At 59.3% G+C, this 19,089-nt stretch carries 17 protein-coding genes; 6 read left to right on the forward strand and 11 right to left on the reverse strand.

Annotated features, from left to right (window positions below; all coding sequences use genetic code 11):
- Positions 1–380: arginine deiminase family protein (locus tag ACRX4W_RS08790; RefSeq protein WP_432300112.1), on the reverse strand; the 380-nt coding region annotated here is incomplete at its 3' end.
- 551 nt (positions 381–931) lie between these two features.
- Here ACRX4W_RS08790 and ppk1 point away from each other — a divergent pair.
- The 5 genes from ppk1 (at position 932) to ACRX4W_RS08815 (ending at position 7,095) form a co-directional block, all read left to right on the forward strand.
- On the forward strand, positions 932–3,340 hold the full coding sequence (ppk1, locus tag ACRX4W_RS08795; RefSeq protein ID WP_432300113.1) for a polyphosphate kinase 1: 2,409 nt from the start codon (positions 932–934) through the stop codon (positions 3,338–3,340).
- A 98-nt stretch (positions 3,341–3,438) separates the two neighbouring features.
- The gene (gene rlmD, locus ACRX4W_RS08800; protein ID WP_432300115.1) at positions 3,439–4,767 is read left to right on the forward strand and encodes a 23S rRNA (uracil(1939)-C(5))-methyltransferase RlmD; all 1,329 of its coding nucleotides are present in this window, start codon (positions 3,439–3,441) and stop codon (positions 4,765–4,767) included.
- A 106-nt stretch (positions 4,768–4,873) separates the two neighbouring features.
- Positions 4,874–5,416: a DJ-1 family glyoxalase III gene (locus ACRX4W_RS08805; protein WP_055287259.1), complete on the forward strand. Its 543-nt coding sequence runs from the start codon at positions 4,874–4,876 to the stop codon at positions 5,414–5,416.
- Positions 5,413–5,994 (forward strand): Maf family protein, encoded by a 582-nt coding sequence (locus ACRX4W_RS08810; RefSeq protein WP_432300117.1) that lies wholly within the window; start codon positions 5,413–5,415, stop codon positions 5,992–5,994. The genes ACRX4W_RS08805 and ACRX4W_RS08810 overlap by 4 nt, the downstream gene beginning before the upstream one ends.
- A gap of 99 nt (positions 5,995–6,093) precedes the next feature.
- Positions 6,094–7,095: a P1 family peptidase gene (locus ACRX4W_RS08815; RefSeq protein ID WP_432300119.1), complete on the forward strand. Its 1,002-nt coding sequence runs from the start codon at positions 6,094–6,096 to the stop codon at positions 7,093–7,095.
- Between the two features lie 373 nt (positions 7,096–7,468).
- Here ACRX4W_RS08815 and ACRX4W_RS08820 read toward each other — a convergent pair whose 3' ends face one another.
- Together ACRX4W_RS08820 and glf are read right to left on the reverse strand one after the other, a co-directional pair.
- On the reverse strand, positions 7,469–8,500 hold the full coding sequence (locus ACRX4W_RS08820) for a glycosyltransferase family 2 protein (protein ID WP_432300121.1): 1,032 nt from the start codon (positions 8,498–8,500) through the stop codon (positions 7,469–7,471).
- Positions 8,493–9,695 carry a UDP-galactopyranose mutase gene (gene glf, locus ACRX4W_RS08825; RefSeq protein ID WP_117583930.1) on the reverse strand — a complete coding sequence of 401 codons (1,203 nt, stop codon included), beginning with the start codon at positions 9,693–9,695 and terminating at the stop codon, positions 8,493–8,495. Before glf ends, ACRX4W_RS08820 begins: the two co-directional genes overlap by 8 nt.
- A gap of 231 nt (positions 9,696–9,926) precedes the next feature.
- On the opposite strand from glf, the gene pta reads away from it, so the two are divergent.
- Positions 9,927–10,907, forward strand: coding sequence for a phosphate acetyltransferase (gene pta, locus ACRX4W_RS08830; protein ID WP_089573084.1), 981 nt, complete (start codon positions 9,927–9,929; stop codon positions 10,905–10,907).
- Positions 10,908–11,255: 348 nt separating this feature from the next.
- Here pta and ACRX4W_RS08835 read toward each other — a convergent pair whose 3' ends face one another.
- The 8 genes from ACRX4W_RS08835 to ACRX4W_RS08870 form a co-directional block, all read right to left on the reverse strand.
- On the reverse strand, positions 11,256–12,434 hold the full coding sequence (locus ACRX4W_RS08835; RefSeq protein ID WP_161194551.1) for an acetate/propionate family kinase: 1,179 nt from the start codon (positions 12,432–12,434) through the stop codon (positions 11,256–11,258).
- A gap of 164 nt (positions 12,435–12,598) precedes the next feature.
- Positions 12,599–13,777 carry an acetate/propionate family kinase gene (locus ACRX4W_RS08840; RefSeq protein WP_432300124.1) on the reverse strand — a complete coding sequence of 393 codons (1,179 nt, stop codon included), beginning with the start codon at positions 13,775–13,777 and terminating at the stop codon, positions 12,599–12,601.
- Between the two features lie 120 nt (positions 13,778–13,897).
- Entirely contained in the window at positions 13,898–15,058 is a 1,161-nt protein-coding gene (locus tag ACRX4W_RS08845; RefSeq protein WP_432300126.1) for an MFS transporter, read from the reverse strand.
- A gap of 119 nt (positions 15,059–15,177) precedes the next feature.
- A complete protein-coding gene (locus tag ACRX4W_RS08850; protein ID WP_118935292.1) occupies positions 15,178–16,068 on the reverse strand; it encodes a LysR family transcriptional regulator in 891 nt (296 codons plus the stop codon).
- Positions 16,069–16,109: 41 nt separating this feature from the next.
- Positions 16,110–16,445, reverse strand: coding sequence for a histidine triad nucleotide-binding protein (locus ACRX4W_RS08855; RefSeq protein WP_432300128.1), 336 nt, complete (start codon positions 16,443–16,445; stop codon positions 16,110–16,112).
- Between the two features lie 49 nt (positions 16,446–16,494).
- Positions 16,495–16,761, reverse strand: a complete 267-nt coding sequence (xseB, locus tag ACRX4W_RS08860) for an exodeoxyribonuclease VII small subunit (RefSeq protein WP_117773930.1) — start codon at positions 16,759–16,761, stop codon at positions 16,495–16,497.
- Positions 16,762–16,805: 44 nt separating this feature from the next.
- Positions 16,806–18,257 (reverse strand): exodeoxyribonuclease VII large subunit, encoded by a 1,452-nt coding sequence (gene xseA, locus ACRX4W_RS08865; protein ID WP_432300131.1) that lies wholly within the window; start codon positions 18,255–18,257, stop codon positions 16,806–16,808.
- A 115-nt stretch (positions 18,258–18,372) separates the two neighbouring features.
- Positions 18,373–19,077 carry a zinc metallopeptidase gene (locus tag ACRX4W_RS08870; protein WP_432300133.1) on the reverse strand — a complete coding sequence of 235 codons (705 nt, stop codon included), beginning with the start codon at positions 19,075–19,077 and terminating at the stop codon, positions 18,373–18,375.
- Positions 19,078–19,089 lie beyond the last annotated feature (12 nt).

Consider the following 19,089-nt stretch of genomic DNA (forward strand, 5'->3'; position numbering starts at 1 on the left):
ATGCCGGCCATGGTCTTCTTGACGAACTCGAGGTTGTCCTCGATGGAGTCCAGCTTCTCGCGGACGATCTGCGGCATGTGCTGGCCGCGGATGCCTGCCTCGGCGATGTACTGGTCGGTGAACTCGGCGCGGGCGCCGGGGACCTGGTCGAACACCTCTGCGACGAGGTTCTCGAGGTAGAGCACCTCCACGCCCTGGTCCTTAAGGATCTGGGCGAAGGTGTCGTGCTCCTGCTGCGCGACCTCCAGGAACGGGACGTCGTCGAACAGGAGTCGCTCGAGCTCGTCGGGCGGCAGGTTGAGGAGCTCGTCGCCGGGACGGTGCAGGCAGACCTTCCTGAGCTTGCCGATCTCGGAAGGCACGTGCAGACCTTTCGTCATGGCCTCCTACCTTTCTTTCGGGCCTTACGGCCGAATCTCTCAGCACCCTTCCGTAACGGGTGCTGCTTGCTGACAGCTCTAGTTATATCCAAATATCACCCGCAATTCCACCTCGCCCCCGAACGGTCAACAAAGTTCGATGAACGGTATATCGAATATGATTCCCCCATAATGCACTTCGGCGTTCTAAAGTAGCTTTTCTAAGGTAAATGCTCTTTTTTCTTAAAAATCATTCGCAATTACAACTCCAATCTTTCGATTAAGAATTGCATATCTAAAACGGTTTTATGTATATAAATGACGCTTGTTCGTGTTTCTGTCTCTATTCGATGATATTCAGCTACCTATCATTCTTATTCACACATACTCACCAGTTGAGTGAGGATATAGACCGTTTTTCACAACGCGAAGAGCGTCAGCTCTATGGCTTGTCAGCGTAAGAAGTAGGTAAAGATACCGTTCACGCGATACGTCCGTGCCATAGGTCGACTAAATTGAGACAATAGTGAATAGTGTTAGGCAACCGTCCCCCACGGGGACTGAACGGACAGATGCATATGCCGAGCAAAATCGAAAAAAAGCAAGCCGCCGCAAAGCTGCGTAAGCCGCCGCGCGACTTCTCGTACACGCAGAACCGAGAGCTCAGCTGGCTGCGCTTTGACAACCGTGTGCTTGACGAAGCCTTCGACGAGACCGTTCCGCTGTTCGAGCGGCTAAAGTTCGTGTCGATTTTCGAGTCTAACCTCGATGAGTTTCTCATGGTGCGCGTGGGCGGCCTGTCCGATCTGGCAGAGCTCAAAAAACAGCCTGTCGACAACAAGAGCAATATGACCGCCTCCGAACAGGTCGATGCTGTCATGGCAGAGCTGCCCGGGCTCCTTACCCGATGGGAGTCCATCTTTAAGAGCATCGAGGGCAAGCTCGACACCCTGGGCGTTCACCGCGCCCGCATCGATTCGCTTACGCCCGAGGAGCGCACCTTTGTAACCCGTTACTTCCAGGCCTACGTGTCGCCGGTCATCTCACCGCTGGTGATTGACCCGCGCCACCCCTTCCCCAACCTGCGCAACGGCGCACTCTACCTGGCCTGCGGCCTGGACGGCGTCACCGACGAGGAGAGTCTGCTGGGCCTTATCGAGATTCCCACCTCGATGAACCGCGTGGTCGAGATCCCCTCGCCCACCGGCACCTACTCCTACATCTTACTCGAGGACGTCATCCTCGCCTGCCTGGACAGCTGCTTTGGCTCCTATAAGCCGCTCGACCGCGCGCTCATCCGCGTCACCCGCAACGCCGACATCGACCCGGACGGCGAGGGCGTCGAGGAGGAAGAGGATTACCGTCAGCACATGAAGCGCATCCTCAAGAAACGCTTGCGCCTGCAGCCGGTGGTGCTCGCGGTCTCGGGGTCGCTCGAGAAGGCGACGCTCAAGACCATCCGCAAGGCGCTCGAGCTTTCGCGCCGCTCTGTCTTTACCTGCGATATCCCGCTCGACCTAGGCTACGTCTTTGGCATTGAGGGCAAGATTCCCGAGCACCTGCGCAACGAGCTGCTCTTTACGCCGTTTAAGCCGCAGCCCAACCCCACCATCGATATGACCCGCTCCATCCGCGAGCAGGTACTTCAGCACGACAAGCTGCTCTTTTATCCCTATGAGGCCATGAACCCCTTCCTGGATCTGGTGCACGAGGCCGCCTACGACCCCGAGTGCATCTCACTGCGCATCACGCTCTACCGCGTGGCCAAGCAGAGCCGCCTGTGCGAGTCACTGATCGATGCCGCCGAGAACGGCAAAGAGGTCACGGTGCTCATGGAGCTCCGCGCGCGCTTTGACGAGCAGAACAACATCGAGTGGGCCGAGCGCCTGGAAGAGGCCGGCTGTACCGTCATCTACGGCTCCGAGGGCTTTAAGTGCCACTCCAAGATCTGCCAGCTCACCTATCGCGAGGGCATGGCGCTAACGCGCCTGACGCTGCTGGGCACCGGCAACTTTAACGAGAAGACGGCCAAACTCTACAGCGACTTTATGCTCATGACCGCTCACCCCGGCATCGGCGAGGACGCCAACCTGTTCTTCCGCAACCTGTCGCTGGGCAACCTGCGCGGCGATTACCGCTTCCTGGGTGTGGCGCCCGTCGGACTGAAACCGCTCATCATGCGCGGGCTTGACCGCGAGATCCAGCGCGCCCTCGCCGGCGAGCCCGCCCGCGTGTTCTTTAAACTCAACTCGCTCACCGACCGCGAGGTCATCGACAAGATCGCCGAGGCATCGTGCGCAGGAGTCCGCGTGGACATGATCATCCGCGGCATCTCGTGCCTCAAGCCGGGCGTTCCTGGCAAGACCGAGAACGTGCATGTCCGTTCTATCGTCGGACGCTTTTTGGAGCATGCGCGCGTTTACGCCTTTGGCGTGGACTCGGACATGATCTATCTGAGCTCGGCCGACATGATGACGCGCAACACCGAGCACCGCGTGGAGATCGCCTTCCCCGTGCTCGACCCCACCTGCCGCGCCCTGGTGCACGAGTACATGAGCATGCAGCTGCGCGACAACGTGAAGGCCCGCAGCCTCACGAGCGACGGCACCTGGGTCCCCGTGGAGCGCGCAGAGGGTGAGAAACCCTTCAACTCGCAGGAAGCCCTGCTGGAGCGTGCCTACCGCAACGCCGAGGCCGCGCCCGAGCCCGTCATTGAGGCAAAGCCCGCCCCTGCTCCTAAGCCGCAGCCGGCCACACCCGAGGTTCAGAAGGTCCAGGCGACCGTCATTGAGCCCGAGCCCGCACCTGCACCTCAGCCCGAGCCGCAGGCAGCTAAGCCCGCACCCGAGACGAGCGCCCGTCGCGATAAGCCCGCCGGCAAGACCAAGGCCATCGAGCGCCATCGCCCCGGTCGTGTGCGCATGGGCCTGGGCCTGATCGGCCTGGGTCTTAAGACGCTCATTACCGGCAAGACGAAATAGTCGTTTGTAGAAGCAGTTTGTAGAAGCGCCCCGCATTTGAGGAAAGCCTCGGATGCGGGGCGCTTTTCCCTGCTACCATGGTGCGAGCAACAACACGAATGACAGGCAGGGATATGAAGCTCACTATAGAATCGATGACCTACGGCGCCGACGGGCTGGCGCACGCCGACAACGGCAAAGCCGTCTTTGTGCAGGGCGCCGTGGCAGGCGACACCGTCGAGGCCGAGGTCGCACAGGACGGCAAGTCGTTCATGCGCGCCCGCACGACCGAGATTCTGGAGCCGAGCCCCGATCGCATTCAGCCTCCCTGCCCCTACGTGGGCATCTGCGGCGGCTGCTCGTGGGGCAATCTCTCACGCACGGCACAGCTCGCCGCCAAGGAGCAAAACCTGCGCTCCACGCTCGAGCGCATCGGCAAGTTCGCTCCTGAGCAGGTCGATGAGTTGGTACAGCCCATCTGCCACACCAAGGACGACTGGGGCTACCGCAATAAAATCGAGCTCGAACCGACCGTCGTCAACGGTCGCGTGCGCCTTGGCATGCACGGTGTCGACCCCAGCAAAATCGTGACCGTCGATGCGTGCCCGCTGTTCGATAAACGTTTTCCCAAGGCGCTCAAATCGGTCGTCGGCGCACTCAACTATCTAAGCGGCAGCCATGACTTGGGACTCGAACGCGTGGGCATTCGTGCATCGCGCCGCACCAAGGCGCTCGAGGTTGCACTCTGGACGCCAACAGGCTCTTTTCCGCGCTCGCAGGTCTCCCGCGTGCTGGCGGACGCCGCTCATCCCACGAGCATCGTGCGCGTGATGAGCAAGGGCGAAAAGAAGGCCCGCCGTGTCTCCAAGGTCGAAATGCTCGCCGGAGAGGGCTCATGGACCGAGAATATCGCCGAGGGCCAGATGCGCTTGTCTGCCCCGTCTTTTTTCCAGGTCAACACCAAGGGTGCCGAGATTTTGATCGAGCTTGTCATGGAAGCGCTCGACCCGCAAGAAGACGAGCTTGCCGTGGACCTGTACTGCGGCGCCGGAACCTTTACCCTGCCGCTCGCCCGCCGCTGCAACTTCGTCGCCGCCGTCGAGGCCTACGGCCCGGCCGTGCGCGACCTGCGCCGTAACCTGGAGATCAACAAGCTTGATAACGTCGACGTCATTGGCGGAGACGCGGTGCGCGAGTTCCCCGACCAGGATGCCGACGTCTTGGTGGTCGACCCGCCGCGCGCAGGCCTCGCCCCCGAGGCGATCGACCTTATCGCCAGCACGAGTGCTCGCGATGTAGCCTACGTGAGCTGCGACCCGGCCACCCTGGCGCGCGATCTCAAACGCTTTGTCGAAGAAGGCACCTTCTCCCCCGTAAAGATCACGCCAGTCGATCTGTTCCCACAAACCTTCCACTGCGAGACCGTCGTCCACCTTAGGCGCAACTAGCCACTCAATCATTGCTCAGATAAATCATTGAGAAATCGGGCGTGGCAAGCGGAGGTCTTCGGGGTATAAGACGGCTAATTGTATGCCGCCTATGAAAGGAACCCTCATGCCCAGCGTTGCCGTTCTCGCCGCCGATGGCTTTGAAACTATTGAATGCTTGACCATGGTCGATGTCATGCGTCGCGGCGGTGTGCGTGCCACGCTCGTCTCGATTATGCCCACACGTGAGGTCGTAAGCTCGCTGCAGATCCCCGTGACCTGCGATGCGCTCTTTGATGAGATCAACTTTGACGAGTACGACTGCGTCGTGCTGCCCGGCGGCTTGCCCGGTGCCACCAACCTGCGTGCCGATCAGCGCGTCTGCGACGTGGTCTGCGAGTTCGCCGCGACCAAGCACGTTGCCGCCATCTGCGCCGCCCCGTTTATCCTGGGCGAGCTCGACCTACTCGAGGGGCGCCACGCCACGTGCTTCCCTGGCTTTGAGAAAAGCTTCCCCGAAGGCGCCTATACCGGCGAGAAGGTTACGCAAGACGGCAACATCATCACCGCCAGCGGCATGGCCCAGTCGCTCCCCTTTGCGCTTGAGCTGCTGCGCACGCTCGCCGGCGACAAGGCCGTCGAGAAGGTCGCCGAGGGCATTCAGCTATGATTTTGGCTTCGCAATCACCGCGCCGCATCGAGTTGATGCGCGAGGCGGGCTATGACATTCGCGTGATTCCCGCAGATATCGACGAAACGCCTTTTGATGGCGAAGCTCCGCTTACACTCGTCGAGCGCTTGGCGCGTGCCAAAGCCGCTGCCGTCACGGCCGAACATGCCGAGCCCAACGAACTGACCGTCGCGGCCGATACTATTGTCACCTTTGACGGCCAAATTTTGGGCAAGCCGGCAGACGGGGACGAGGCGCGCACCATGCTCCGCGAGCTTTCGGGCCGCACGCACCAGGTCGCAACCGGCGTCTGCATCGTTAAAGCCGGCGACGCTACAGCTCCGCATGCCGCCGAGAGCCTGTCGTTTGTCGATGTGACCGACGTGACGTTCTATGAGCTTACCGAAGAGCAGATCGAGCGCTATGTTGCCTCCGGCGAACCCATGGACAAGGCCGGGGCCTACGGCATCCAAGGCACAGGCGGCCGCATGCTTGTGCACGATATTTCGGGTGACTTCTACAGCGTGGTGGGCTTGCCCATCGCTCGCGTCGCACGCGCGATTCAAAAACTCTCGTAATTGCTCTGGCGCTGGGTATCCCCCAGCGCCTACAATTTTGCCGTACCGTACGGATCCCGACCGGGCATAAGGCCCGGCGGAAAACCGATAGGAGAACACATGGACACACTGCTCGAAGCCATCGATGTTTGCAATGTCGATGGCTTTTGCTTTGGCAACTATACGGACGAGGAGGCTGGCACCGGCTGCACCGTAATCGTGGCGCCCGAGGGTGCCACCGGCGGCGTTGACGTACGTGGTGGTGCCCCCGCTTCGCGTGAGACCGACCTGCTGCGTCCCGAAAACACCGTCGATAAGGTCCACGCCGTCTGCCTTTCGGGCGGATCGGCCTTTGGCCTCGAGGCTGCAAGCGGCGTGGCCCGCGAACTCGAGAGCCGCGGCATTGGTCTGCCCGTCGGCCCCACGCAGGTGCCCATCGTGTGCTCCAGCTGTATCTTCGACCTTGCCTTTGGCGACCCCACGGTGCGTCCCGACATTGAGGCCGGCATCGCCGCCGTGCGCGAGGCGCTCGACAACACCCCCACCACGTTCAGGCAGGGCAATGTAGGTGCCGGCACCGGTGCCACCGTGGGTAAGCTCATGGGCCCCGCCACCTGCATGAAGGCCGGCCTTGGCGCTGCCGCCGTGGCGCTCGGCCCCATCAAGGTGGGCGCCGTGGTCTCGGTCAACGCCTGCGGCAACGTTGTCGACCCCTTCACCGGCGAGTGGGTCGCCGGTATGCGCGCCGCAGCCGATAGCGACCAGATCGTCGACATGGAACTCGCAGCCTTTGCCGCCGCCGGATCCATGCAGATGCCGCTCGACCGCACCAACACCACCATCAGCTGCATCGTCACCAACGTGGAACTCACTAAGGCACAAGCCACCAAGGTCTCCCAGATGGCCGCAGACGCCTACGCACACGCCATCCGTCCCACGCACACCACCAACGACGGCGACACCATCTACACCCTCGCCAGCGGCAAACTGGGCGCCCAGGCAAGCGCCGCCGTTCCCCTAGACCTGCTGGGCATGCTCGCCGTAAGGGCTTTGCAAACCGCCATCGTAAACGGAGCCAAAACCGCCAAAACCTCCCACGGCATCCCCGGCGCCGCGAAGTAACCTCACTCGACCGGTTGCCCGGTAGGGCTTGGTTATGTTTGCTGCTCTACAGTCCTATGCAAGACGAAGGCCACATTAAGTGGCCTTCTTTGCATGCGGAACTCGCGACAAACATAGCCAAGCCCCACCGGGCAACCTACTCAACCAGATCCCTTTCAGCCCAGGCCCCTGTGTACCGCGCGTCCAAGATCTTCAAATTCAAACAATCCCAGAATCGATACTTATAGCAGAGGTCCCTTGGCCTTTAGTTTGATACAAGTTCCGCACGAGCCGAAAAGCACTTAATGTGCTTTCCGTGCGAGCAGGACTGTTCGCAGTAGCAAACTAAAGGCCAAGGGGCCCAGTCAACCTATCAGCAGCGATTACTCAGCAGTTAGTTGAATTTGAAGATCTTTGAGGCAAGATGGTATAGGCCGAGTGTGGTTTTGTCTCCGGCCCGTCCATGCAGGTTGGTGAAGAAGCCGACCACACCGTAACGTGCACGACGATACATACGCTCGTCATAGGCCTTCAAATCATTCCACAGCGTCTTTAGGCGCTCGTCGGCGCAATCTTCCTCGGAAAGCTTGGTGAGCACCGAGCAGATCGCCATCATCATAGTGAAATAACCCATCATGTACGAACGCAGACGCGACGACTCGACATCGCTGTACAGGTGGTACGACTCCATCATGATGCGCGTCACACGGAACTGCTGATCGAGACGCTTGACCATCGTGGCCTCGTTGACACTCTGGCCCTCGCGACCGATAAAGTAGCGATAGAGGTCGATGTCGGCGTAGTACATGGTCTTGCAACGCGGCAGCGGCACGTAGGCGTAGATGTTGTCCACATAGAACGTGTGCGGCGGCATGGGAAGGTTGGACTCGCGCAGCACATCCGTGCGATAGCACAGGCTGTGCATGAGCAGATTCTGGTCCAGGCGGAAATGGCCAATCTGGTCCCAGGTAAAGATCTTTTTTCGAGGCAAGGCAAACTTGTAACCAATGGCCGTATGCGTACCCTCGTAAACCTTCTCGTACACGTAGTTCGAGATAAACAGGTCAACGCGCTGGTCGCGCTCTTCAAAGCCGCGCAGAATCGACAGCATGGTCGAAAGGGCAGCGCCGTCAAGCCAGTCGTCCGAGTCGACAACCTTGTAGTAGGTGCCCTGCGCCTCGCGCAGACCCGAAAGGACGGCAATACCGTGGCCGCCATTCTCCTGGTGCACCGCGCGGATGATTCCAGGATAACGGGCCTCCCACTCGTCGGCCTTGGCGGCCGTCTCATCCTTGGAGCCGTCGTCCACCACGATAATCTCGATATCGGTGGCATAATTGCTCCCCTCCAAGATGGAGGTAATGCAATGGTCCATGTCCTTAGCGGCGTTATACGAGGGAATACCGAATGTTATGACTTTATGCATGGCAGGCGATAATCTCATCCGAAAGATCGAGGGCGGAATTGGTCACGGCATCCATATCGTAGTAACGATACTCGGCCAGACGACCCACCGGGTGGAAGTTTGTCAGGTTCTGGACGCGCTCAAGATAGCGCTCATAGAGCTCACGGTTCTCGGGCTCAAGAATGGCGTAATACGGCGTCTCGCCCGAGCCGGGCGTATAGGCCTTGGAGTACTCCTTCATGATGGTGGTCTTGCCGGGCAGAACCTGACCGGTCATGTTCTTGAACTCGGTAATGCGCGTGTAATCCTCGCTCGTGGTGTAGTTGACGGTACCCACGGGCTGGAACTGATCCATATCGAGCGTCTCGAACTTCATGTCGAGCGTGCGGTACGGCAGCGCGCCCAGGTCGAGGTTGAACAGCTCATCGAGCGGACCGGTATAGACGATCTCGCCGCCGTAGACCTTGCCGTCGACCTTGACGGTTGTCTCGTCGATCTCGAAGAGATCGCGAGCATCCACGTCGCAGAACACATCAATCAGGTCGTGGTCGAGCATGTGCTCAAACAGCGCCGTGTAGCCATCCTGCGGCATACCCTGGAAGGGGGCCTGCGGGAAGTAGCGGTCATCGTCGCCCACAAAGACGGGAACGCGGCCGGTGATCGAGGGATCGATCTGGTCGGGCGTCTGGCCCCACTGCTTCATGGTGTAATGCAAAAAGACGTTCTCGTAGACGTAATCAGCGACCTCGGCCAAGTCGGGGTCGTTCTTCTTACGCAGCTCCATAATGGGCACCTTGACATCCTTGCCAAAGGTCTCCACGAGCTTCTGATACAGCTCCTCGCCGCGCTCGTCACCAAAGGCGAGCTTGAGACTCGCGTGGTTGAAGGGCACGGGCATAAGGGTGCCGTTGATGTTGGCGAGCACCTTGTGCTGATAATCCGTCCACTTGGTAAAGCGCGACAGGAAATTGTGCACGCGCTCGTTAAAGGTGTGATAGATATGCGGACCGTACTCGTGGATCAGGATTCCGGCCTCGTCAGTGCAGTCATAGGCATTGCCCGCAATGTGGCTACGGCGCTCCAAAACGGCAACACGATAGCCGATGGTCTCGGCAAGACGGCGGGCGCAAACGGCACCGGCATATCCAGCACCGACGACAATCATGTCGTACGCGCCGGCGTTAAAGCCTTCAGGCAGGCCTGAGGTAATCTGCATCGATACTCCTTGTCAAAAGCCACGGGCTCGTTAGCTGGGCTTTTCTCGAACATTCTTCGAGACATATTTATCAGAGCGATTATAGCGCTAATGCGTCCTATAATGAGCTTGCCACACAAGGAAAGCTCAAGCACCGCGGCGTACATAATTGAAAGGTAAACCCGCTAGCAGCGGGTTTATTCGTGAACAGCCGGGCGCCTGGAGCTTAGCGAAACGCTTGCAAGGAGTAACATGAGCGATTTCCTAAACCGTATGAAGTCTGCCGCCAAGGCCGACCTTAAGACCATCGTCCTGCCCGAGGGCGAGGATCCGCGCACCATCGTCGCGGCCAACAAGATCATCGAGGAAGGCCTGGCCAACATCGTCATCCTGGGCGATCCCAACGAGATCAACGTTCCCGGCGCCACCGTCATCGACCCGCGCAATGCCGAGAAGCACGAGGAGTACGCACAGAAGTTTGCCGAGCTCCGCGCCAAGAAGGGCGTTACCATCGAGCAGGCTCGCGCCCAGGTGATGGACGCCACCTACTTTGGCACCATGATGGTCAAGATGGGCGACGCCGACGGCCTGGTCTCCGGCGCCTGCCACTCCACCGCCGACACCCTGCGCCCCGCGCTGCAGATCCTCAAGACCGCCCCGGGCACCAAGCTGGTCTCGGCCTTCTTCGTGATGTGCACCGACACCCCGCAGTTCGGCACCGACGGCACGCTGATCTTCGCCGACTGCGGCCTCAACATCAACCCGTCCTCCGACGAGCTCTCCGAGATCGCCATCGCCTCCGCTCACTCCTGGTCCACCTTCATGGGCAACGTTGAGCCGCACGTGGCCATGCTCTCCTACTCCACCATGGGCTCCGCCGGCGGCGAGGTCGCCAAGAAGGTCCAGGAGGCCGTGAAGTTCTGCAAGGAGAAGGCTCCTGAGCTCGCCATCGACGGCGACCTGCAGCTCGATGCCGCTATCGTCCCCACCGTCGCCCAGCTCAAGGCTCCCGGCTCCTCCGTTGCCGGCAAGGCCAACGTGCTCGTGTTCCCCGACCTCGAGGCCGGCAACATCGGCTACAAGCTGGTTCAGCGCTTCGCTGGCGCCGACGCTTACGGCCCCATCCTGCAGGGCATCGCCAAGCCGGTTAACGACCTTTCGCGCGGCTGCTCTGCCGACGACATCGTGGGTGTCGTAGCCATCACCGCCGTCCAGGCTCAGATGGCTGAGTAGCGGACATAGCCCCTCGGGACCCTACAGGGTAAAGCTCTGAAAACGTCCTCGGACATGTCGGAAGCCCCCGCTGCGCACTACGTGCGGCGGGGGCTTCCTCCGTCCTGCGGAATGTTTTCAGAGCTTTACCCTGTAGGGTCCCTGCCGCCACGTAGCAATCAGAGCATCTGGAGTGGACGGCGGCTTGGCTACGAGCTGGGGCTGAGGATCTGAATGGATGGGTGTCGTTGCTGGGAGCGCAGGCGTTACTGGTGATGATCACTTTGGGACTGGAATTTCCGCCTGCTAGCAAAAAGGCCTCCTGAGCTGCTGCTCAGGAGGCCTTTCGTTCAATCGCAAGCGAACGCACTAGTTATTCGCGGTCAGACGCTCGACGTCGTGGGCGATCATGTATTCCTCGTCGGTGGGGATGACCATGACCGTGACGGCGGAACCGGCGGCGCTGATGACCTGCGGGCCGTTACCCACGGCCTCGCGGTTCTTGTTGTTGTCGATGCGCACGCCCAGCCACTCGAAGCAGTCGCAGAAAGCCTTGCGGATCGACCAGTCGTTCTCGCCGATGCCGGCGGTAAAGGTGATGGTGTCCACGCCCGCCATAGAAGCGATCATGGAGCCGGCCTGCTGCATGGCCTTGTAGGCGAACATATCGAAGGCGAGCAGGCAGCGCTCGTCGCCCTCGGAGGCGCGCGTACGGATGTCACGGGCGTCGTTGGAGATGCCAGAGATGGCAAGCAGACCAGACTGCTTGTTCATCATGTCATCGACTTCCTGGTAGCTGTAGCCGCCCTCGCGCTGCAGGTAGCACACGGTAGCCGGGTCAATGGAACCACAACGGGTGCCCATCATCAGGCCGTCGAGCGGCGTGAGGCCCATCGTGGTATCGCGGCACACGCCGTCCTCAATGGCGGCGAGCGAAGCGCCGTTGCCCAGATGACACGAAAGCAGACGGTGGCAGCGCGAACCCAGGATCTCCTTGGCCATCATCCACTCATAGCGGTGGCTTGTGCCGTGGGCGCCGTACTTGCGCACGTGATACTTGTCACACACGCCCTTGGGCAGGGCGTAGGTGTAGGCGACCTCGGGCATAGTCATGTGGAACGAGGTGTCGAAGACGGCCACGTTGGGCAGCTCCGGATACTTCTCGCGACAATACTCGATTGCCGCCGCCTCGCCGTAGTTGTGCAGCGGAGCAAGCGGTGCCACCTCGAGGATCTTAGCCATGACCTCATCGTCGACGACCGCGGAATCATCGAAGTACCAGCCACCCTGAACGATACGGTGGCCGATGCCATCGATCGTAAAGTCGGTCTTCTCGAGCTCCTCGAGCACACGTGCGATAGCCGAACGGTGATCCGGGAAGGGAACCTCCTCGGTTTGCTTGGCGCCACCGTTCTCGGAGTGGCCAAAGATGCCCATGTCCGAACCGATACGTTCGCAGTTGCCCTTGGCGAAAACCTCGCGGGTATCGGTATCCAAAAGCTGATATTTAAGGCTTGAGCTACCGGCGTTGACAACAAGTACGTTCATGAGACTCCTTCGTGATTACAGTACGGTCGGCAAACCCATAAGGCGGCCGTATCCTTAATAAGAAGTTATCAGAATTCGATAAATATCTATCAAACTCTTCGCCCAAAGAGCGTAAAAGGGGGCTGAACGGCACAAGGCCATCCAGTCCCCTCCCCTTGTATCAATTACTTGCCGTTGACGATGCGCTCGACGTCGGAAGCGATCATGAACTCCTCGTCCGTGGGGATGACGAAAATCTTGACCTTGGAATCCTTGGCAGACAGGCACCAAGCGCCGTCACCACGCAGGGCGTTGCGGGCATGATCCATCTTGACGCCCATAAAGGCCAGGCGGTCGGCAACGCCGGCGCGGACGGCCGGAGCGTGCTCGCCGATGCCGGCGGTAAAGACCAGGGTGTCCATACCGCACATAGAAGTGGCCATCTCGGCAGCCTTGGCGGCAATCTTGTAGACGAACATATCGAAGGCGAGCTGAGCCTCGGGGTCGCCAGCGGCAGCGAGCTCCTCGACATTGCGGCAGTCGTTGGTCTTGCCACCGGTCACAGCCAAAAGGCCGGACTTCTTGTTCATCATCTCGTCGACCTCGTCGAAGGTGTAGCCGCCCTCGCGCTGCAGGTAGCACACGGTAGCCGGGTCGATGGAGCCGCAGCGGGTGCCCATCATAACGCCGTCGAGCGGCGTCAAGCCCATGGTGGTGTCCATGCACTTGCCGTCCTCGATGGCGCACAGGGAAGCGCCGGAGCCGATATGGCACACGACGACCTTGCGGGCCTCGCCGTTGGTCATCTCGGCGACCTTCTTGGAGATGTAGCGGTAGCTGGTGCCGTGGGCGCCGTACTTACGGATGTGCAGCTTGTCGCAGACGTCCTTGGGCAGGGCGTAAATCTTGGCGACCTCGGGCATGTTGAAGTGGAAAGCGGTGTCGTAAACCGTGACGTTGGGCAGGTCGGGATACTGATCGAGGCAGTACTCGATAACGTTGGCCTCGGGGTTATTGTGCAGCGGGGCGAGCGGAGCAACCTCGCGGATCTTGGCGAGGACGTCCTCGTCGACGAGGGAGGAATCACCGAAGTACCAACCGCCCTGAACGATACGGTGGCCGATACCCTCGATCTTGACGCCGTTGGCCTCGAGGTCCTTCAGGACGACCTCGATGGCGACCTTGTGGTCGGGAAACTCGATGTTCTCGGTCACCTTCTTGGAGCCGTTGGCAGCGTGGGTGAAGGTACCGCCGGTAAAACAGACGCGCTCGCAGGAGCCCTTTGCGGACACCTTGTGGGACTTGGTATCGATGACCTGATACTTAAGGGTCGAAGATCCTGCGTTGACGACCAGAACGTTCATGTGTCTCCCTACTAACAGGCGGTGTGGCGCCGCCAGGTTACATACGCATCAATAATAAACCCAAACGCCCTCGCGCTCGGGTTTATTGCGTTGATATATAAGTTATCGGTGCCCAAATACTCATGACCTTTGGCTTGTAAGACGAAAGAGCGCGGGGATATACACAATGGAAGAAATCCCGAGCGCGACAAGCAATACGACTCGAATGCCCGCGATGCTGCTCAACACAGCATTGAACAGATAGAAAAGGATGGCGCCCACCGCCACCATCTGGTTTTGAACCGAAATCAGTGAACAGCGCATCGATGAATCGGCTGCCTTTTGAAAAAATGAGTATTTAATTGGAGCAAATAACGAGTACGCAACCGTCTGCAGCGCATAGAACACGGGCAGCAAATTAGCCGGAGTAAGGGGAATCAAAAACAAAGCTGTCAGGAAAAGGCGCACGATGCCGCAAATACGCGCAAAGCGGCCCTTGTCGACATGAGCAATCGCACAGGGCACAATAAGTCCCATGGAGGCCGAGGCAAGGAGCTGGACCGCAATGGTGACACCCGAAGCGACGGCATTCATTCCGCGACCCGCAAGCAGCAGTGAGAAAAAGTCTTCCAGGGCGACAAAAGCAAATGCCTGAGAACAGTCCATGATGAACGCTGAACGAAGAATGCCATTACCCGCAATAGCGGTACCGATCATCTTCGGGCTAATCCCATGTTCAGGTGTCGTCGCAGTGCCCCCTCTTCGCATTTCAGGAATGCAGACAACGACAACCAACGTCAACACCATTGCGATGATATCTGCCGAAAGACCAATGAGATATGCACCGACGGACGAAATGAAACCGCCCACGCAAGCGGAGATGGCATAAGAGGCATAGAAAACAAATCGCTCAACGACATTAAGTCTTACGAGCTGGTCCTGAGAGACGCTGTCAATGTAAATCGCTTCGATGGATCCGCTCACACACGCAACGGCAAAACCCTTGAGAGCGAACGCACCGATTAAAAGCAGGGGAGAACGGACGAGAAGCAGGGCGGCGTAGTATCCAAGCATTCCCACGACGCCAACGAGACCGCTTGTCTTTCGTCCAAACCTATCAGCAATATAGCCAGTGGGAACTTCAAGGATGAACTTGCTCACTTGATATGCAATCATCATGCTAGAAATCGATACCATCGAAAGTCCGACGAACTCAAGGTAGACAGTTAGAAAATACAAGATGGTGCTGAAGTTCGACAGAAAAACGAACGTCATATAAAGCAAAACCGTACGGTTTTTCATGCTCCACCCTCCAAGAGTCAGCAATCTAAATCGGAATCTTGGAAAAACATGAGGGCAAAGCTGTCAGCTATGTGTTACAAGGCGTCAATAATCACTTGATGCCTCGAAGCCAATTAATCTCACGAAGCGAGATGGCGCAATAGGTGAAGAAATACCGTCTGGTGTCGATCGGTCCAGGCATTTTGTCGATAGCAAAAGTAGATGGGCAAGGCTACGTCATGTGAGGCTTCAATGGAGCACTCGCTCACTTCCGATCCATCCGATGCGAGAGAAGAGCCAGAAAAACTCAATATCAATCCCCCGGCTTGAAGAAACTCAGCCTGCGCCCTGTTTCCGTATTCGACATCGCGAAAGCGGAAATTAACCAGCTGAGCTTCGGGACATTGATTGATTGCATTGAGACAGGGTGACAAATTAATGGGAACAGCGAGCCTGCCGCCCAGTAACTCACGAATGGTCATAGCGTCAACAGATTGATGACCAGCTGGACATGAAAGAACCCTGAGCTCCTTTTCACCCATATATTTTGAAGAAAGGACGCTGTCCCGTGGTTCCTCAAACGAGATAGCCGCGTCCGAAATTCCAAGTATAAGTGATTCAAAGCATGTTGCCGTTGGCTGATGCCACACATCAAGATGAATCTGAGGATGCGAGCGTTCAAACGAGTCATACCAGTTTTCGGCAAAAAGGCGCCCCCGCCCATGAAGGCAAGGGGCGTAAAGACGAAAGTGGCCGTCGGGCGAGACGCCGTCGTCCCTCGATTGAGCGTACTTTTTGAGATCGTCGACTTGTGCCAGGATCACGCGTGCACGACGCGCAAATTCTCTGCCCGCCGGAGACAAAACAGCCTCCCCCGCCGATCGGTCGAGCAAAACAATCTGATACTCAGATTCCAACTTTTTGATTGCCGACGAAACAGCCTGCGGACTCACATGAACGGCGCGAGCTGCTTTGCGCACGCCGCCATAGTTCGCTACCGCTTGAAGGTATTCGAGTTGAGAAAGCTGCATAGATTACTCCAAAGGCAGCCAAGTCGACGGGCTACGCGCCCTCAGATGAGGTTCTCGCCCAGGTTTTTGCCGCCGAGGACGTGCATGTGGAAGTGCATGACGGTCTGGCCGGCGTTGACACCCTTGTTGGAGATGACGCGGAAACCGTCCTCCAGACCCTTGGCCTTGGCGACCTCCTGGATGGCGTGAGCCATGGCGCCCATGGTCTCGGCAGGCACGTTGTCGGCGATGTCGTTGTAGTGCTTCTTGGGGATCACGAGCGTGTGAACCGGCGCCTGGGGGTTAAGGTCGTCGAACGCGATGACCTGGTCGTCCTCATAGACGACGGTCGAGGGGATCTCGTGGTTGGCAATTTTGCAGAAGATGCAATCGCACATGGTTGGTTCCTTTCTCACAGACCAAGGTAATTATATTTGGTCGGGATGGTTAGAACGAGAGGCTGTCGTCGGTGTTGGCGGCCTCGCCGTCGGCGAGTACGTCGTTGCCGTCGACGTCCTTAAGGAGCACCGAGACCTTCTGCTCGGCATCGGACAAGCGGGTGCGCAGGCTCTTGAGGAGCTCGACGCCGCGGGTATAGCTCTCGAGCGACTCCTCAAGCTCCATATCGCCCGACTCCAGGCTACGGATGATGAGCTCCAGCTCCTGCGAGGCCTGCTTGTAGGTGAGCTGCTCCACCGGGGTCTTCTCTGCCATATCTGTTTCCTTTCCTAAAGGTTTATCACTATGTGAAACGCGGCCTACTCGACTGCATCGACCGTTGCCGCCACATTGCCGTCTGCCATGCGCACGCGGATGGCGTCGCCGGGCTTAAAGGTCTTGGCGCTCGTAGCCACGCCATCTTCGCTGTAGACGATGGAATAGCCGCGGGCAAGTACCTTGAGCGGCGACAGGGCATCGAGCGACGCGGCCGCTCGGCCCAGGTCGGACGCGGGCTTGCTGAGCATCGTGCGCCCCTGATACTCCAGACGGGAACTCGCAAGCGTAAGCGCATGGCGTTTGCCATCGAGCCCCGAAGTGCTTGCAACCAAACGCTCGGGCAGGCGCTCAAAGTTGGAGCGGAATGTCCCGACCGAGCGTACTATGGCGCCCGACAGGCGATCGGCAGTCAGCGCAAGCTCCGATTCGCGACGCTCGACCATAAATGTGGGGTCGTTGAGGCACGGGCGACACGCAGCGGCATCGAGCGCATCACCCAAGCGAGCCGTATAGGTATCCCAGGCACGGCGACCGCGCTGATCGAGCATCTCCAGGTCGACCTGGGCCGACCCAATCATCGATGCCATCGCGGCACCCAGACGCTGATGGCGCGCCTCGAGCACATCAGCCAGCTCCGTCATAGCCGGCGCCACCGATTCGGCCGCAGCCGTGGGCGTGGAGGCGCGACGGTCGCTCACCATGTCGCAAATCGAGGTGTCGGGCTCATGGCCAATGCCGGTCACCACGGGCACAGGACAAGCCGCCACCGCGCGGGCAAGCTCCTCGTCATTAAAGGTCATGAGGTCCTCAAAGGAGCCGCCGCCGCGCACCAGCAAAATACAGTCGGGCGCCGGCGTAATGGAAGCGGCGCGGCGCAAGCCCTCAATGAGCTCGGCCGGCGCACCCTCGCCTTGGACCTTGGCGCCCACGCAGACAAGCTCGACGAGCGGGTTGCGACGGCGCAGCGTACGCTTGACGTCGTCGATTACCGCACCGGAAAGCGAGGTGACGACCGCCACGCGTGAGCAAAACACCGGAATGCGGCGTTTGCGGGACTCGTCCATCAGTCCCTCGCGGCGTAGCTTTTCGGCCAACTGCGCCACCTGTTGACGCAGCAGACCCTCCCCCGCCAGCGAAAACGAGCGAGCGACAAAGCTCATGCGGCCCGTGGCCTTATAGAGATTGAAGCTGCCCTTAAAGCTCACCTGCATGCCGTCACGTAGATCGAAGGTACGCTTGAGATAGGCGCCCTTCCAGATGATGCAGTCGACGGCGGCCGAGTCGTCCTTAATCTGGAAGTAGCAGTGGCCGCTTCGGGCATTGGGGCCACGGAAGCCCGTGACCTCGCCCAGAACGCTCAGCTGCGGAATGGCATCGAGCGCACCGGCGGCGATCTCTACCGCCTGGCTCACGCTGAGTTCCTTACGCTCCTGCTCGTCCGAACCGTCGAACTCGGCGGAAACGGCATTGCCGGTCAGATTCCAGCCTGCCACGCAGCCTCCTTTCGTCATCGTGCACAAGGGCTCCGGCCCTGCGCAAATTCAAGTCCAACACATAGTACAGCGCCGCGGGGACACAAATCCCCGCGGCGCCCAGCGACCCAATTTGTTATCGGTTGGAGTTTCTGTTGTAGCGAGCCATAAGATAGAGCAGCTGAATAATCGAGGTGAGCGCCGCAGCCACGTAGGTGAGCGCGGCTGCCGTCAGCACCTTCTTGGCACCGTTGACCTGCTTGGAACTCATGCCCGACTGCTCGATGTACGCCACGGCGCGGCGACTGGCGTCAATCTCGACCGGCAGCGTAACCAGCTGGAACAGCACGCTAAACGAGAAGAAAACCAGCGCGAGGGTCGTGAGCCCCGCAATGTTCATGAACAGGCCCATGAGCAGCACGATGGTCCAAGTGTTCTGGGTAAAGTTGACGACGGGAACCAAAGCGGTGCGCACCTTCATCATGGCATAGCCACTTTGACGCTGCGCGGCATGGCCTGCCTCGTGACAAGCGACAGCAACGCTTGCAACCGAGCCGCCCGAACGGTTGGCGTCCGAGAGGTACAGGTTGTTATCCTGCGGGTTGTAGTGGTCGGTGAGCTCACCAGCGACGCCCTTGATACCCACGGCATTGCAGCCGTTGGCGTCGAGCATGCGGCGCGCGACCGCAGCGCCCGTGTCGCCGTCCGAGCGAACCTTGGACCAGGTTTTGTACGTCGAGTTGATATAGCTCTGCGCGGCAAGACCGAGCACTGTACAAACAAGAACAACCAGCAGGTACAGCGGGTCGATGCCAAAGCCATATCCATAGTAATAGGGCATGCGAATTCCTCC

It is taken from the genome of Collinsella aerofaciens (assembly GCF_964283865.1).
Lineage (GTDB): Bacteria > Actinomycetota > Coriobacteriia > Coriobacteriales > Coriobacteriaceae > Collinsella.

What these genes read in the sequence shown, in the direction of transcription:
- xseB (WP_117773930.1), bottom strand. Translation starts at nt 16,761, where the DNA reads ATGGCAGAGAAGACCCCGGTGGAGCAGCTCACCTACAAGCAGGCCTCG.
- ACRX4W_RS08820 (WP_432300121.1), bottom strand. Translation starts at nt 8,500, where the DNA reads ATGCATAAAGTCATAACATTCGGTATTCCCTCGTATAACGCCGCTAAG.
- ACRX4W_RS08870 (WP_432300133.1), bottom strand. Translation starts at nt 19,077, where the DNA reads ATGCCCTATTACTATGGATATGGCTTTGGCATCGACCCGCTGTACCTG.
- ACRX4W_RS08845 (WP_432300126.1), bottom strand. Translation starts at nt 15,058, where the DNA reads ATGAAAAACCGTACGGTTTTGCTTTATATGACGTTCGTTTTTCTGTCG.
- ACRX4W_RS08840 (WP_432300124.1), bottom strand. Translation starts at nt 13,777, where the DNA reads ATGAACGTTCTGGTCGTCAACGCAGGATCTTCGACCCTTAAGTATCAG.
- rlmD (WP_432300115.1), top strand. Translation starts at nt 3,439, where the DNA reads ATGACAGGCAGGGATATGAAGCTCACTATAGAATCGATGACCTACGGC.
- glf (WP_117583930.1), bottom strand. Translation starts at nt 9,695, where the DNA reads ATGCAGATTACCTCAGGCCTGCCTGAAGGCTTTAACGCCGGCGCGTAC.
- ACRX4W_RS08815 (WP_432300119.1), top strand. Translation starts at nt 6,094, where the DNA reads ATGGACACACTGCTCGAAGCCATCGATGTTTGCAATGTCGATGGCTTT.
- ACRX4W_RS08850 (WP_118935292.1), bottom strand. Translation starts at nt 16,068, where the DNA reads ATGCAGCTTTCTCAACTCGAATACCTTCAAGCGGTAGCGAACTATGGC.
- pta (WP_089573084.1), top strand. Translation starts at nt 9,927, where the DNA reads ATGAGCGATTTCCTAAACCGTATGAAGTCTGCCGCCAAGGCCGACCTT.
- ACRX4W_RS08835 (WP_161194551.1), bottom strand. Translation starts at nt 12,434, where the DNA reads ATGAACGTACTTGTTGTCAACGCCGGTAGCTCAAGCCTTAAATATCAG.
- ppk1 (WP_432300113.1), top strand. Translation starts at nt 932, where the DNA reads ATGCATATGCCGAGCAAAATCGAAAAAAAGCAAGCCGCCGCAAAGCTG.
- ACRX4W_RS08810 (WP_432300117.1), top strand. Translation starts at nt 5,413, where the DNA reads ATGATTTTGGCTTCGCAATCACCGCGCCGCATCGAGTTGATGCGCGAG.
- ACRX4W_RS08855 (WP_432300128.1), bottom strand. Translation starts at nt 16,445, where the DNA reads ATGTGCGATTGCATCTTCTGCAAAATTGCCAACCACGAGATCCCCTCG.
- ACRX4W_RS08805 (WP_055287259.1), top strand. Translation starts at nt 4,874, where the DNA reads ATGCCCAGCGTTGCCGTTCTCGCCGCCGATGGCTTTGAAACTATTGAA.